The sequence below is a fragment of the Nocardiopsis nanhaiensis genome (assembly GCF_054778635.1).
Genome location: NZ_BAAGZJ010000046.1, coordinates 20,502 through 35,528, shown reverse-complemented (window position 1 = coordinate 35,528; position 15,027 = coordinate 20,502). Strand labels below are relative to the sequence as shown.

Below are 15,027 nucleotides of genomic sequence, written 5' to 3'. Positions count from 1 at the left end.
CGGTTCACACCTCCAGAACCAGCGACGGGTCACGGAAGCGGTCGATGGGGGACAAGGCGAGCAGTCGGCTGGAGAGCAGCGGGAGTTCGGCCAGGGTGGCGGTGGTCAGTTCCTCGACGGCACCGCGGTCGAGTCGGCTGTCGCTCTGGGCCAGGCGGACACCGACGAACGATGGCAGGTCCAGGCGGTCACCGTTGCGCGACACGAGCACGACCTCATTGGGCGCGCCGAGTTTGGAGTGGATCCGGTCCGACAGGCGAGCGGCGGCGAGTGTGTACAGCTTGCCGGTGTGGTGCATCGGGTTCTTGCCGGCCAGGGCCTCCACTCCCGCGCCGCCGCTGGCGGAGATCACGCCGTTGGCCTTGTTGCCGCGCCCGACGAGCCCGCAGTCACCCTTGCCCAGTGAGGTACCGAACGGCGCAAGGTAGGCGCTGCTGCCGTGGTCCTTGGTATTGACACTCAGTCGCGTGAGCGATGGAAGCCGCCGCACGGTCGGGTGCTCGTTGATGAAGGCGTCGAGCCGCTCGTGAGCCTCAGCTACCAACGCCCTGTACTCACGGTGCGAGCCGACCGCTTCCGGAAACACGGGAAGGCAGACCGTCGCCTCCAGCACGTCCGTTGCTCTGGTCAACAGCACCTTGACGTCGGAACCCAGTCCGCTGAGCCCGTCTCTGAAGGCGGCACTGTTGACGTGGTTCTCCACGTCGATCGCCAGGATGTCCGCGGGGTCGGCGGGGGAGTAGGCGCTGCAGAAGGCCGTGTCGTTGGCCGACGTGTTCACCGTGGCATTGCGGCACTCGCCGTGGTCGGAGGGTCGGTAGAACGAGGCAGGATGATCGGCTCCGACACCTGCGGTGTTCTCCACGAAGACGCGCACGGAGGAAACGATCCGGTCGCTGCCGGTGGCCTCGGCCAGAATGTTCCCCACCGCTGTCCGGAACAGGTCCTCGATGGGGAGGGGCTCAGCGCCCACCGCACGCGTCACCTTGCCGAACAGGTAGGCGCTGATCGGCTTGTGGATCGTGTAGCCGCCGAAGCCGACCTCCGACTCGGCACCGACCAGTGCCACCTTGTCGACCCAGTGGTTGGGTACGAAACCGTGCCGGTCGAAACCGAGCAGGGAGTAGCGGAGGGAGAATTCCTCCGCGATGAGATCGGCGAGCGAGTCCGGGTGACCGATCCCCTTGCGTTCGACCACGTCGAAACTCGTGCCCGCTGGGTTGTGTGCGATTCCGTCGTGCAAGATCATGCGCATTGGCTTCTCCTGGGGGTGGTGGTGAAGCGATCCGCGAGACGCCTTCGAACCAAGCGAGCCCACGGGCTCTGGGGTCCTTCGGTCATCTCTTCGAACGAAAATGCAACAGACGGCGGAGCAGGGCCGCTGATCCTTGCCAGATGGTGTTGACGAAGCAAGCCACCTTTGCGAAGGAGTGCGAGAACGGGGTTCATCTGCGTCTCAACTGCCGGTTAAGGCGGCAGGACGTGGCAAGTCTCGGCACACTTCTCAAGGAGTAGGGGGCTGATGACCACAGGCAAACATCTGTGGTCGAGGCGAAGTATCAGCGAAGTGACAGTCCCGCCAGTGGTACTGGTCGACGTCGGTTGCGTAGGCTCGTGCGCGAAGAGCCGCGAGTTCGAAGGAGCGCCGATGTCCGTGACCGACCCTGGGGTGTCGATCGGGGAGCGCGTCGCCCTAGCCCGCAAGATCGCCGGTGTGAATCAGCAGGCGCTTGCGCAACGGGCCAACTACAGCGTCAGTATGGTCCGAGCAGTTGAGCAGGGCCGCGAACCCGCATCCTCCGGGTTCGTGGCGGCCGTGGCGAAAGCCCTGAGCATCGAGCCTCAAGAGCTGTACGGGCAGCCCTACCACCGGCTGTTGGCTGAAGACGGTGGTGGACTTCCCGGTGTAGCGGAACTCCAGGCGATCCTCGCGGAGGGATCCTTCGTCGACCCCGTGGAACCTTCCTCCCACGAGGAACTCGCCGCCGACTTGGCGGCGGTCCAACGCGACCGGCATGGGGACCATGCGCGCCGCGCACTGGCGAAGGTTCCGGTCCTACTGCGACAACTGCACGGTGCGGTCGAATCCGGCGGCACCGGAGCTGAGCGAGAGCGTTCTTACCGTCTGCTGGCCCGTGCCTATGGGAACGCCGCACAGCTGACTTACCGGTTCGGCTGGATGGTCATGGCGTCCACCCTCCTGGACCGGATGGAGCACGCCGCCTCGTTTTCTGGGCAGTCGTTGTTGGTCGCGCACGCGGTACAGCAGCGCGCGCTCCTACTGCTCTCCCACTCTGCCTACGCGAGTGGTCAACGATGTGTTCAACGATCCCTTGACCAGATCGGTCCGCTCGATGGCGAAGCGCAGCTCGCCCTGTCCGGGTCAGCGCATCTGCGAGGAGCTATTCTCGCGGCTCGCGATCTCGACTCGGACCGTGCGGAAGAACATCTCGTGGAGGCGGAGCGGCTGGCCGCTCTCGTCGGTCATGAGTCCGCTGCCTACGACACGAACTTCGGACCGGGCAACGTGATGATCCATCAGGTGGCGGTGGCGTTGGACATCGGCGATCCCGGACGAGCCGCCCACACGGGCACGCGACTGCGACTGCCCTCCGGGGTGAAGGCGACACGGGTCGGTCGCCATTGGCAGGACGTAGCGCGTGCGTGGACCATGGCTGGCGATCATTCTGCTGCGTTGAAGGCACTGAACAGGGCCAGGAAAGCCGCTCCCCAACAGACCCGGTACCACCCGCACGTTCATGAGACGGTCCATGTGATCGTCTCCGAACAGCGGCGTTCCTCCGGCAGCATCGCGCACTTCGCCAGCTGGCTTGGACTCAAGACCTGAGTGGGAGTGCCTGCTCCGTCTTCCAGACAAGAGCCGGATCCCGTGGGACCCTCACTGTCAGGCTCATCGGCGGCATCAAGGCAGGTGAGCTACCCAAGGACGCGGCAGCACGCGAGGTCGAGGAAGAGACCGGATGGCGTCCGGGGCCTCTGCGTCCACTGCTCTACACCCAGCCCTCGAGTGGTATCTCGGACAGCGAGCACCACATTTTCGTGTCCGACAGTGCCGAACCGATCGGCGAGCCCGAGGAGGATTGGGAGGCCGAGCGTCTGGACTGGGTTCCGATCGACCAGATCCCGGATCTCGTGCGTAAGCGGGAGATCGTCAGCGGCACCTCCATGAACGCGCTTCTGTACCTCTACGCGACCCGGGTCACCGACCGGTGACCGATGCGGAGGCGAGATATTGTCCGCCGGTGTGCGGCTACTCCCGGGCAGGGGAACCGGTACACGGGAATCCTGTCACTGACCCGGACCGGCTGGCAGCCACCCGTGCAGAGGGCAGAGCCACAACCTGACGCCTCCGGGTCCGCACCCGCTCCCGCGCGTTCAGGAGACGGTCCATGTGAACCTCTCCGAACAGCGGTGTTCCTCCGACGGCATCGCGCACTTCGCCAGCTGGCTTGGGCTCAATGCCTGAGCGGGCCTGTTGGCTCCGGCTTGTAGGAAGGTACCTGACCCCTTGGGACGACGAATCGACTACCTCGACGACCCTGCTGCGCCTGAGCCCAACAGCCTGGTGCCCTCAGCGAACGCGGCGGTGTTCGATGACTCGGGGAGGCTGCTGTTGATCCGTCGCAGTGACAACGGCAACTGGGCGATGCCCGGCGGCGGGATGGACCCCGGGGAACGCCTGGCCGAGTGCGCGGTGCGCGAGACCCTGGAGGAGACCGGGGTCCACTGCGAGGTGACCGGGTTCGTGGGGATGTACACCGACCCGGGACACCTCATCTACTACACCAGCGACGGCGAGTGCCGCCAGGAGTGCTCCTTCGTGTTCCGGGCCCGCGCCACGGGTGGGGAGCCGACGCCGAGCAGCGAGTCGACACGGGTGGTGTGGGCCGAACCCGAGAGCGTGGCCGACTACGGGATGCATCCGTCGATGGCCTTGCGGGTGCGGCACGCGCTGGAGGGCCGGGCAGTGCCCTACCTGGGGTGATCAGCCAGCCGCTCAAGGGTTCTGTGTACCGCGGCAGAGAGGGCCGGTCTGGCCTCGGAAACGGACTCGTGCACCACAGAGCCGGGTTCGTAGCGGGTGAGGATCTCCGCTACCCGTGCCTCGAACGTGCTGGGGCGGCCGTCGGGCCCGCTCGTCAGATCCGCGTACCACAGGGCATCGGCGACCGCTGATTCCTCCCGGGAAAAGTCCTTCACATGGTCGGATAGACCCCGACGCTCGGCCTCGAAGACGGCTCCGGTGTGGTGGGCCACCAAACACACCAGCCGCTCATCCGCCCCCTGGTCGCGCAACCAGAGGGCTCCGTCGATCGGGTGGAACCCGGTGTTCACCAGAGGTGATGCGTATCCGCCGGGGCTATGGCCGTCCTACGTTCCCTGGTCTGAGTATGCGTACTGTGCACGATGGACTGTTTACATAGCTTTCACTTGAAAGCTAAGTGGCCTGGGGATACTGTGGAATCCCATCTGCACAGTGCGCAGAGCTACTGAGGAGCACAGAAGAGTGGTGAACGGTCATGTCTGGGGAGAACACCGAACCTGCGGGTAAGAGCTGGTCGGGAAGGTGGAACTGGGTCTCGAAGCTGCGGCTTCCGCTCGTGGCGGTCGTGGCCGGTTCCTTGGGGTTGGGGATCGTGCTGGGGTGGGCGTTCCGGTCTCCGGAGCGTGCTCACGTGTACACGGACCTGGCGGAGGAGCACGAGGCTGTTTCCCTCGAGCTCGACGACGCCCAAGCCCTGGAGACCGACTACCAGGACACGATCAGCGACCTGCGCGAGCAGGTGACCCAGCTGGAGAGTCCTTTCCGGGAGCTCGACGAGCGCGAAGGCGAGCTGGACGACCGTGAGGAGGACATCGGCGAGCGCACCGACGACCTCGAGCAGCGCGAGGAGGACATGGACGAGCGCGAGGAGGAGCTCGACGACCGGGAAGCTGAGGTCACCGGGTTGGAGACCGAAGCGGAGGAGAACAGTTTCCCCGGCACCGGTACGTTCATGGTCGACGACGAGATCTCCCCGGGCACCTACCGGGCTGACGGTGGATCGAGCTGCTACTGGGCTCGGCTGTCCAGCACCGACGGCTCCCTTGACGCCGTCATCGCCAACCACTTCGGTGGCGGGCAGCAGGTCGTCACGATCGCCGCGTCGGACGTGGCCTTCGAGACGAGGAGCTGCGGGGAGTGGACCCGCTCCTGACCCCTGTGTCACCAGGCTCTGACAGCTGTCTCCGCCTGCTGTCTCCGCCCGCTGACCCGGGCCAGGCCAACTGCGCTCACCCCGGCCGGTCCCGCCCTGCCCCGAGGGGCAGGGACCTTGCGGTCAGGAATCCTCTTCCGGGGCCAGGGCCCCCGAGGTCAGTCCTTCCCTGGCCAGCTTGGCCGCCTGGTCGGCCGCGGCCGCCAGCTCCTTGGCCCTGCGCTCGAACTCGGCCACGGCGCGGAAGGCGGCCCCGTAGCGGCGCTGTTCCTCGACGCTCATCTGCGGGATCCGGGCGGCGCGGGCGTCGGTGCGGAAAGTGCCGCTGGCGCTCGTGGACCGGCGGGTGTTGGCCGGGCTGTGCAGGAATCCGTTGAGGAAGTCGGCGTCCACCCGGTCGTCCGTGGCCCGCAGCCGGTCCCCTTCCAGCTCCACCAGGCCGGCGTCGATCAGGTCGGAAACCTTGATCTGGGTCCCCGTGACCGTCCCCGGGGCGACGCCGCCGCTCAGCGCGGGCAGGAGGCCGTCGAGTGCGGCGGAGGCGCGGCGTAGCTGTTCACGGGTCGTCTCGAAGGCCTCGGGCAGGTCGCTGAGGTCGGGGGCCAGGTACTTGGCCGGGGTCAGGTCGACCTCGTCGTCGAGCAGTTCGATGAGGGGCACCACGGCCTTCGCGCCCTCGTGGAGTTCCCAAGGGCTGTCGGGGTCGATGCCGGTGAGGTCCCACATGCGCACCGAGGCGGCGGTGTCCCGGTCGTCGAAGGGGCGGCGGAGCAACCACAGGTGTACCGGTTGCGCGTGGGCGGCGGCCAGCCCGCCGGGCAGTGCGATGACGTCGGTGAGCAGGCCGCGCCGCACCAGTTCCGCGCGGATGCGGCGGCCGGTCCGCCGGTAGGCACAGGAGGTGGACACGACCATCGCGGTCTGCCCGCCCGGGGCGGTGTGGGCGTAGGCGTGCTGGAGCCAGGCCAGTTCGCTCTCCACTTTGGGTGGCAGCGCCAGTTCCCACCGGGGGTCCATGAGGAGTTCCTCCCGGCCCCAGTCGGTGCTGGAGGTCGGGGGGTCGCACACCACGAGTGCGGCCTGGTGCCCGGGCCACTGGTCTGAGCGCAGGGAGTCCCCTTCGCGGATGTCGACCGCTTCGCCGCCCTCCAGCGCGGCCCGCGCCGTGGCGAAACGGACCGCTTCGGGGGTGAGGTCCTGGCCGGTGCGGTAGGCGTCGGGCTCGCCCAGCGCGAACAGGAGTGCGCCGGTCCCGCAGGCGGGGTCGAACACACTGGTGGCGTTGGGGTCGGTCAGCTTGGCCAGGGCCCGGATGAGCCGGGTGGTGGAGGCCGACGCCGTTCCGGAGCGCTCGTTGGAGTTGAGGAAGCGCTCGGCGAGAGCACGGGTGACCTGTGCCGGAGAGCTCTCCTCGGCCAGCGCGCGGGCGAGGTCGGTGGCGGCCGCGCTGAGCGACCCCGGGCCCTTCCCTTCCAGGTATTCGGCGACGTCGGCCAGCCCGCCGAGCATGTTGCTCGGGTAGTCGCCGCGCAGGGTGTGCCACAGCTGGACCTCGGGGGACTCCTGGGCGCCCTTGTTCTGGCTGTCCAGCCACGCGCGGACCTCGCTCAGCGGGAAGAGCGGGCTGGAGGAGGTGCCGCCGCTGGGTGCGGGGAAACCGTCGTGGCGGCGCCGCCAGTTGGACACGGCAGCGCGGGTCACCCCGGCCAGCCGAGCGATGTCGGCGGCGTTGATCTGCTGTTCTTCGGTGTCGGCCTGGGCGCGGGAGTCCATGGAATCACAGTACACGGATTGCCGAAGTGTCCCCAGGTCAGTTTGTTTGCGGTGTAAACACGGCGTGAAAGGCGGGCTCCGAGGCCCAAGGTCCCCGGTGCTGCCGCCGTCGCTAGGGATGGATGGCGTTGAGGACCGCATCTAGTCGAGAGTCGCGTCTGGAGTTGTGCCCACACGTTCGTGCCGCGCTGGGGCGTGTTCGTTACTGTCCGGCGGGCCGTTTCATCTGGCGGCCGCTTGTCATCCGGCGGGTGTGCGGTGCGTCTGTCAGGGAGGGGTAAGGCGTGGAGTCCCCGCACACGTGCGCCCGCACCGCAATGGTCGATCCACAGAACACTGTGTATGTTCGCGTTGTTAACAGTGCGCAAGTCGGTGCTTTCCCGCAACCGGCCGAGAATACAAGAGCGCCCCTGAGAGCATGGGGCACACCCAGGTGTGCGGGACGGACGTCATGGAGCGCGAGGACACAGCGATGGATCGGCAGATCGTGGCGGAACGGTTCCGCCTGAAGGAGATCATCGACCGCGGCAACATGGGCGGAGTCCACCGCGCCGAGGACCAGTTGGCCACCGACGAGCACCGGGACCAGGACGTCGCCGTCAAGCTCATCCTGCGCCGCCGCTCGGGCTTCCGCCTCGTCACCTCCCACCGCTTCCAGGACCTGGGCGACCGCCTGGGCCGCCAGGACGCCGTCTACCGGCTCCCCGGGGCCCAGGCCGCGGTGTTCGTCCTCGGCCCCGGCGCCCGGCCTGACCCGGCGTGATCTTGCTACCAGAAGCGAAATCGGCGCCGAAATAGCTCCTGGTAGCAAGATCACGGAAGCCCGAACGCAGACCTCCCGCGAAACCCCCCCGTGAGGAACGAGGAACTCCGCCACATGACCACCACGTACGCGCCCGGCTCCCTGGTCTCGGCCCGGGGCCGCGAATGGGTGGTGCTCCCCGAGAGCGCCGCCGACATGTTGGTGCTGCGCCCCCTGGGCGGCAGCGACGACGACGTGGCCGCGCTCTTCCCCGCCTTCGAGGAGGTCTCCGCGGCCACTTTCGCCGCCCCCGACCCCACCGACCCGGGCAACGCCGAGGCCGCCGGGCTGCTGCGCTCGGCCCTGCGCATCGGCTTCCGGTCCGGCGCCGGGCCCTTCCGCTCCCTGGCCGGTATGGCCGTGCAGCCGCGTGCCTACCAGCTGGTGCCGCTGCTCATGGCGCTGCGCCAGCGGACCGTGCGCATGCTCATCAGCGATGACGTGGGTATCGGCAAGACCATCGAGGCCGGACTGGTCGCCTCCGAACTCCTCGCCCAGGGCGAGGCCGAGGGCCTGGCCGTGCTGTGCTCCCCGGCACTGGCCGAGCAGTGGCAGGAGGAGTTGCGCACCAAGTTCAACATCGACGCCGAACTGGTGCTCGCCTCCACGGTCTCGCGCCTGGAGCGCGGCCTGGACCTGGGGCAGTCGCTGTTCGACAAGCACAAGCACGTCATCATCTCCACCGACTTCATCAAGCCCACCCGGCACCGCGACGACTTCGTCCGCCACTGCCCGGACCTGGTGATCGTGGACGAGGCGCACACCTGCGTGTCCGCCGACGACGCCAAGGCCAACCAGAGCCAGCTGCGCTACGAGCTCCTGCAGAAGGTCGCCGCCGACCCCGAGCGCCATCTGCTGCTGGTCACCGCCACCCCGCACAGCGGCAAGGAATCGGCCTTCCGGAACCTGCTCGGGCTGGTCAACCCGGAGCTGGCCACCGCCGACTTCGACACCCGCGCCGGGCGGGAACTCCTCGCCCGCCACTTCGTGCAGCGCAAGCGCGCCGACGTACGCCAGTACCTGACCCGTGAGGGTGACGGCCTGGCGGACGACTCCCTCGCGCAGAAGACCGCCTTCCCGTCCGACCGCCAGTTCAAGGACGAGAAGTACAAGCTCGCCCCCGAGTACAAGAAGCTGCTCGAGGACGCCATCGCCTACGCCAGCGAGCGCGTGGAACAGGCCGGGGCGCCCGGCGGGCGCAACTACCGGATCGCCTGGTGGTCGGCGATCGCCATCCTGCGCGCCCTGGTCTCCTCCCCTCGGGCCGCCGCCAAGACCCTCACCACCCGTTCCGCGGCCGCCCTTGCCAAGACGGCGAAGGAGGCCGACGAACTCGGCGCCCCGCTGGTCCGTGACTCCGTCGACTCCGACCAGCTGGAGGGCATGGACACCGCCCCCGGTGCCAAGGCCGACGAGGAGGAGGGGCAGACCGAGCACCCGCTGCTGCTGTTGGCCGAGCGGGCCGGGCAGCAAGAGGGCCCCGTCAAGGACGCCAAGCTCAAGGCCCTGGTCAAGCACCTCAAGGACCTGCTGGCCGACGGCTACAACCCCGTCGTCTTCTGCCGCTACATCGACACCGCCGAATACGTGGCCGAGCACCTGGACAACAAGCTCAACGGGCGAGCCAAGGACGGCAGGCCCGGTTGGAAGACCACCGTCAAGTCGGTCACTGGCACCCTCTCTCCGCAGCAGCGCGTCCAGCGCATCGAGGAGCTCGCGGAGGAGGCCGCAGCCGAGGCCGCCCGCGAGGCCGAGGCCCAGGGTGGGGGCGACGAGGGAGCTGAGGGCGCGGGCACCACGGGAACCGGTACGCAGAGCCGCAGGGTCCTGGTCGCCACCGACTGCCTGTCCGAGGGCGTCAACCTCCAGCACTACTTCGACGCCGTCGTCCACTACGACCTGACGTGGAACCCCACCCGCCACGACCAGCGCGAGGGCCGCGTCGACCGGTACGGACAGCGGCGGGACGAAGTCCGCGTCGTCACCCTGTACGGCGAGGACAACGGCATCGACGGCAACGTCCTGGAGGTGCTGCTGCGCAAGTACCGCCAGATCCGCAAGGACCTCGGGATCGCGGTGTCGGTGCCCGACGAGTCGTCCGCCGGAGTCACCGACGCCATCGTCGACTGGCTGCTAATGCGCTCCCGCTCTGGCGAGCAGGAGGCCCTGTTCGGCACCGACGAACTCACCGCCCGTGCCGACGAGCTCGACGCCGAGTGGAAGTCCGCCGCCGACCGGGAGAAGCTCTCCCGCTCCAAGTACGCCCAGCGCGCCATCCACCCCGAAGAGGTGGCCCGCGAGGTCACCGCCGTCCGCGAGGCCCTGGGCGGCAGCGAGGAGGTCCGCGCGTTCGTGGAGACCTCGCTGCGGGAGCTGGAGGCGGTCCTGCGCCCGGCCCCGGACGGCTTCCTCGCCGAGGTGTCCGGCACCCCGGTGGGTCTGCGCGACGCCCTCACCCCCGCGCTGGGCAAGGCCGTGGACCCGGACCAGCCCTTCCCGCCCTTCCCCTTCCGGGACACCACCGCCACCGCCAGGGGCGAGGCCGCCCTGGTGCGCACCGACCCGGTGGTGGGCGCCCTGGCCTCCCACGTGCTGGACGCCGCCCTGGACCCCGCCACCGCAGGGGCCCGGCCCGCCCGGCGCTGCGGGGTGGTCCGCACCAAGGCCGTGGAGAAGGCCACCACCCTGCTACTGGTGCGCTACCGCTTCCACCTGACCCTGCCCTCCCGGCACGGAACCCGGCAGCTCGTGGCCGAGGACGCCCGCCTGCTGGCCTTCCGCGGTGCGCCCGACCGCGCCGAGTGGCTGAGCTCGGAAGAGGCCACCGCGCTGCTGACCGTCCAGCCGGACGCCAACGCCGAACCGGAACCGGCCAAGCGCCGTATGGGCCGGGTCCTGGAGGGACTGCCCGCGCTTTCGGACCATCTGGACGCCTACGGCCGCAAACTCGCCGAGGAGCTCGCCGACTCCCACCGCCGGGTGCGCGGGGCCTCCGGTGAGATCCGCCGGGGGTTGAAGGTCGAACCCCAGGAAGGCGCCGACATCCTCGGGGCCTACGTCTACCTGCCCGTCGCTGACGCCGCTGCCCCCGCCGGAGGTGCCGCCTGATGTCCGCCATCGCTAGGAACCAGGTGTTCACCGCCGTGCACACGGTGGGCGGGTTGCTGCCCGCCGACATGCTGGTGCGCATCGCCGAGGGCAAGGACGTGCCCGGCTCCAAGCCCGCCGACTACGGGGTGGTGGGTTCGCGTTCGGTGAGCGATGACGCCGAGCGGCACTGGGAGTTCCTCAGGTCGGTGTGGAAGGAGTTGCGCAGGCAGCTTCCGGCGGACAGTGACGGTACTCCGGCCGGTGACCCGACCGGTCTGGCCCTGTCCCAGTGGGTGCTGCCGCTCTTCGACGAGCTGGGTTTCGGCCGTCTGGGTGAGGTGGGTTCGGGCGGGATCACCGCTGACGACGATCCGGAGAAGGTCTTCCCGCTCAGCCACCGCTGGCAGCACGTGCCGATCCATGTTTCGGTGTGGGGGACCGAGTTGGACCGGCGGCCCGGGGGAGCGGGGACGGTTCCGCCGCAGTCGCTGGTGCAGGAGGCGTTGAACCGGACCGCTGACCACTTGTGGGCGGTGGTGACCAATGGGCGGCAGGTGCGGTTGCTGCGCGACTCCAGCGCGCTGGCGACGGCGTCGTATGTCGAGTTCGACCTGGAGGCGATCTTCGACGGCGAGCTGTTCAGTGAGTTCGTGCTGCTCTACCGGCTGCTGCACGCCTCGCGGTTCCAGACCAGGGAGGGTGAGCCGCCGACGACGTGCTGGTTGGAGAAGTGGCGCACCGATGCCATCACCTCGGGTACGCGGGCCCTGGAGCAGCTGCGCAAGGGGGTGCAGGAGGCCATCACGACGCTGGGTACGGGTTTCCTCAAGCATCCGGCCAACGGGCACCTGCGCGAGAACCTGGACACCCGGGAACTGCACGCGGCACTGTTGCGGATGGTCTACCGGCTGCTGTTCCTGTTCGTGGCCGAGGACCGGGGCGCCCTGCACCCGCCGCAGGCTCCGGAACAGGCCAGGGAGCGCTACGCCAAGTACTTCTCATCCGAGCGGCTGCGTGGTCACGCGCGCCGCCGTCGGGGTACCGCGCACGGCGATCAGTACCGGGCGCTGAAGATCGTGCTGGATGCCCTGGGTGATGTGAACGGTCGGCCCGAGCTCGCTCTGCCTAGGTTGGGCGGGCTGTTCACTGATACTGAGGCTGATGCTCCGTTGCGGGGCCTGGAGCTGTCCAACGATGCGCTGCTGGGGGCTGTCCGGCACTTGGCGCAGGTGCGTGACCCGGCTTCCAAACGGTGGCGCTCGGTGGACTACCGGAACCTGGACGCCGACGAGCTGGGTTCGGTCTACGAGTCGCTGCTGGAGCTGGTGCCCAAGCACAGCGCCGCTGAGCGGAGCTTCGAGCTGGTGGAGCTGGCGGGCAACGACCGTAAGACGACGGGGTCGTATTACACGCCTTCTTCGCTGATCGAGACGTTGCTGGATTCCTCGCTGGACCCGGTCATCGAAGAGGCGATCAAGCGGGGATCGGTTGAGGCGAGCGCGGCAGGCCAGGCGGATGAAGCCGAGGCGATCGTCAGTGAGCTGCTGAAGCTGACCGTCTGCGACCCGGCCTGTGGGTCCGGGCATTTCCTGGTGGCGGCGGCGCGGAGGATCGCCAAGAAGGTCGCCGCGGTGCGGGAGGGTAACCCCGAGCCGACCGTGGATGCTGTCCGCGCGGCGATGCACGAGGTGGTGGCGCGCTGCATCTACGGGGTGGACCTCAACCCGATGGCGGTGGAGTTGGCCAAGGTCTCGCTGTGGCTGGAGGCGTTGGAGCCCGGAAAGCCGTTGAGTTTCCTGGACGCGCACGTCAAGCACGGCAACGCGCTCATCGGTGCGACCCCGAAGCTTCTGCGCAATGGTATTCCTGACGAGGCGTTCAAACCCATTGAAGGCGACGACAAGAAGTACGCGCGGTTCCTCGCCAAGACCAACAAGGACGAGCGCGGCGGCCAGATCGGCCTCTTCGACATCGACGACGAGCCGGTGCAGGTCGACAACACCGTTCACGCGCGGCGGTTGGAACAAATTACCGGTATTACCGCTGATTCTCTGGACCAGGTACGCCGTCAGGAGGAGGCATACCGCGAGTGGGGGAATTCCGAGGAGTACACCAGAGCACAGCACGTCGCTGACGCCTGGTGTGCGGCCTTCACGTGGGTGAAGACTCCGGAGTACCCGAAGCCGATCACTCAGAACGTCTTCAAGGAACTGGAGAACCCGGAGGGCGCAGGCGGCACAGTTGAGGTCAACGACGAGATCGTGCGCCTACGCGAGCAGTACCGGTTCTTCCACTGGCACCTGGAGTTCCCGGACGTTTTCGCTTTGGCTGGTGGCGCAGAGGCTGATGAGGGGACCGGCTGGTCCGGCGGGTTCGACTGTGTGGTCGGGAATCCTCCGTGGGACCAGGTACAGGTGGACGCACGCGAGTTCTTCGGATCCAGGCGGGCAGACATTGCGGAAGCCGATAATATGACCGCTCGCAACCGGATGATCCAGAAATTGGAACAGGAGAACCCGGGACTCTTCAACGAGTACCGGGAAGCGAAACGAGCCAACGATGGTTTCAAACATTTCGCTCACGCATCGGGACAGTTTCCCCTGACCTCCTATGGGCGCCTCAACACCTATTCCCTGTTCGCGGAGGCCGCCCGGCAGCTGGTGTCTTCCCAGGGGAGGACAGCGCAGATCGTTCCCTCCGGCATCGCGACGGATTCGTTCAACCAGCACTTCTTCAGTGATCTGGTGCGGAACGGTTCGATATCGGCTCTCTACGATTTTGAGAATTCGTCCCCTCTGTTCTCAGCCGTGCACCGGTCGTTCAAGTTTTGCATCCTGTCCTTGGTTGGACGTGCGCGGAGGGAGCCTGCGGCGTCTTTCGCGTTCTTCCTGCAGGACCCGGTCGAACTTGGTAGTGCCGATAAGTCGTTCGCCATGGCCCCCGAGGAGATCGCGCTACTCAACCCGAACACGGGAACGAGTCCGGTCTTCCGGTCCCGTCGGGACGCCGAGATCACACTGGGGATCTATCAGCGGGTTCCGGTTCTGGTGAGAGAAGGTGATCCGGAAGGCAACCCCTGGGGGATCAGCTTCCAGCTGATGTTCATGATGAACACGGATTCGGATAAGTTCCGCGTCCGCGAGGACCTTGAAAAGGAAAACTGGGTCCTGGAAGGGAACGTCTTTGTCAAGGACGAGCAGAGGATGCTGCCCCTGTACGAGGCCAAAATGCTCCACCACTACGACCATAGGTGGGCCACGTTCACTGGCGAGGGAAATACGCGCGATCTATCCCTTGAAGAGAAGATGGACCCGGATTCCTCCGTCATTCCGCGCTACTGGGTTTCAGAGCTAGGAGCTGTCAACGGTGAGGTCGGCCGGGGCGCGGAGTCGCCCGTGAGCCCCGGAGTGCAGACTAGGCTGGGTGCAGCTGGGTGGGAGCGAAAATGGCTTCTCGGATGGCGTGATATCTGCCGTTCCACGGATGAACGGACCGCTATCATTGGCGTTCTCCCCCGGGCTGCTGTCGGTAATAATCTTCCGGTGTCATTCCTCGATCTTTCTGGCGGTGGATCGGTGGCGGATTTCGTCGCCTGCACTTCGTCGTTTGTATTTGATTACTGTGCTCGCCCGAAAGTTGGTGGAACGCATCTCAATTTCTATATTGCCTACCAGCTCCCCGTTCTGAGTCCTGGGCAGTTGTCCCGATGGTCGGGATTCATCTCGTCAAGAGTCGTCGAACTGACCTACACTGCGTATGACATGGCCCCGTTCGCACGTGACCTCGGAGACCAGGGGTCGCCTTTCCACTGGGATGGCGATCGTCGCGCCGTCATGCGCGCTGAATTGGACGCGCTGTTCTTCCACCTGTATGAGATCGGCCGCGATGACGTGGACTACATCATGGAGACCTTCCCGATCGTGAAGAGGAAGGATGAGGCGAAGTTCGGTGCCTACCGCACTAAGGAGTTGATCCTGGAGATCTACGACCGGATGGCGGGAGCTGGTGTTTCGCTGGAGAACCCGTTGATCGACGGCGAGAACTTCAGCTCCGCCCTCAACCCGCCGCCCGGCCACGGCCCCCGGCACGCTTCGCCCTGACCCGGCAAGTACGAGGCCCCGCCTGCCAACTCCACGCAGACGG

9 protein-coding genes and 1 pseudogene are annotated in these 15,027 nt (G+C 67.2%); 7 read left to right on the top strand and 3 right to left on the bottom strand.

What is annotated here, in order from left to right; genetic code table 11:
- Positions 1–4: 4 nt before the first annotated feature.
- Positions 5–1,255, bottom strand: a complete 1,251-nt coding sequence (locus ACYVD1_RS21105; protein WP_460775565.1) for a methionine adenosyltransferase — start codon at positions 1,253–1,255, stop codon at positions 5–7.
- Positions 1,256–1,648: 393 nt separating this feature from the next.
- Here ACYVD1_RS21105 and ACYVD1_RS21100 point away from each other — a divergent pair, with 393 nt between their 5' ends.
- The 3 genes and pseudogenes from ACYVD1_RS21100 (at position 1,649) to ACYVD1_RS21090 (ending at position 4,006) form a co-directional block, all read left to right on the top strand.
- Complete coding sequence (locus ACYVD1_RS21100; protein ID WP_460775563.1) at positions 1,649–2,848, top strand: helix-turn-helix domain-containing protein; 1,200 nt, start codon at positions 1,649–1,651, stop codon at positions 2,846–2,848.
- 65 nt (positions 2,849–2,913) lie between these two features.
- Positions 2,914–3,234 (top strand): annotated as a pseudogene (locus tag ACYVD1_RS21095) (NUDIX hydrolase); the annotation flags it as partial.
- Between the two features lie 295 nt (positions 3,235–3,529).
- Complete coding sequence (locus tag ACYVD1_RS21090) at positions 3,530–4,006, top strand: NUDIX hydrolase (protein ID WP_460775560.1); 477 nt, start codon at positions 3,530–3,532, stop codon at positions 4,004–4,006.
- Here ACYVD1_RS21090 and ACYVD1_RS21085 read toward each other — a convergent pair.
- On the bottom strand, positions 3,994–4,356 hold the full coding sequence (locus ACYVD1_RS21085) for a phosphohydrolase (protein WP_460775556.1): 363 nt from the start codon (positions 4,354–4,356) through the stop codon (positions 3,994–3,996). The genes ACYVD1_RS21090 and ACYVD1_RS21085 overlap by 13 nt on opposite strands.
- Positions 4,357–4,541: 185 nt before the next feature.
- Here ACYVD1_RS21085 and ACYVD1_RS21080 point away from each other — a divergent pair, with 185 nt between their 5' ends.
- Positions 4,542–5,219 (top strand): hypothetical protein, encoded by a 678-nt coding sequence (locus tag ACYVD1_RS21080; RefSeq protein ID WP_460775554.1) that lies wholly within the window; start codon positions 4,542–4,544, stop codon positions 5,217–5,219.
- 123 nt (positions 5,220–5,342) lie between these two features.
- Here ACYVD1_RS21080 and ACYVD1_RS21075 read toward each other — a convergent pair whose 3' ends face one another.
- Positions 5,343–6,992: an N-6 DNA methylase gene (locus ACYVD1_RS21075; RefSeq protein ID WP_460775552.1), complete on the bottom strand. Its 1,650-nt coding sequence runs from the start codon at positions 6,990–6,992 to the stop codon at positions 5,343–5,345.
- A 418-nt stretch (positions 6,993–7,410) separates the two neighbouring features.
- Between ACYVD1_RS21075 and ACYVD1_RS21070 the strand changes: the two genes are divergently transcribed.
- The 3 genes from ACYVD1_RS21070 to ACYVD1_RS21060 all read left to right on the top strand — a co-directional run bounded on the left by ACYVD1_RS21070 (position 7,411) and on the right by ACYVD1_RS21060 (position 14,984).
- Positions 7,411–7,755 (top strand): hypothetical protein, encoded by a 345-nt coding sequence (locus ACYVD1_RS21070; protein ID WP_460775550.1) that lies wholly within the window; start codon positions 7,411–7,413, stop codon positions 7,753–7,755.
- Between the two features lie 114 nt (positions 7,756–7,869).
- On the top strand, positions 7,870–10,902 hold the full coding sequence (locus ACYVD1_RS21065; RefSeq protein WP_460775546.1) for a helicase-related protein: 3,033 nt from the start codon (positions 7,870–7,872) through the stop codon (positions 10,900–10,902).
- The gene (locus ACYVD1_RS21060) at positions 10,902–14,984 is read left to right on the top strand and encodes an Eco57I restriction-modification methylase domain-containing protein (RefSeq protein WP_460775542.1); all 4,083 of its coding nucleotides are present in this window, start codon (positions 10,902–10,904) and stop codon (positions 14,982–14,984) included. Before ACYVD1_RS21065 ends, ACYVD1_RS21060 begins: the two co-directional genes overlap by 1 nt.
- Positions 14,985–15,027 lie beyond the last annotated feature (43 nt).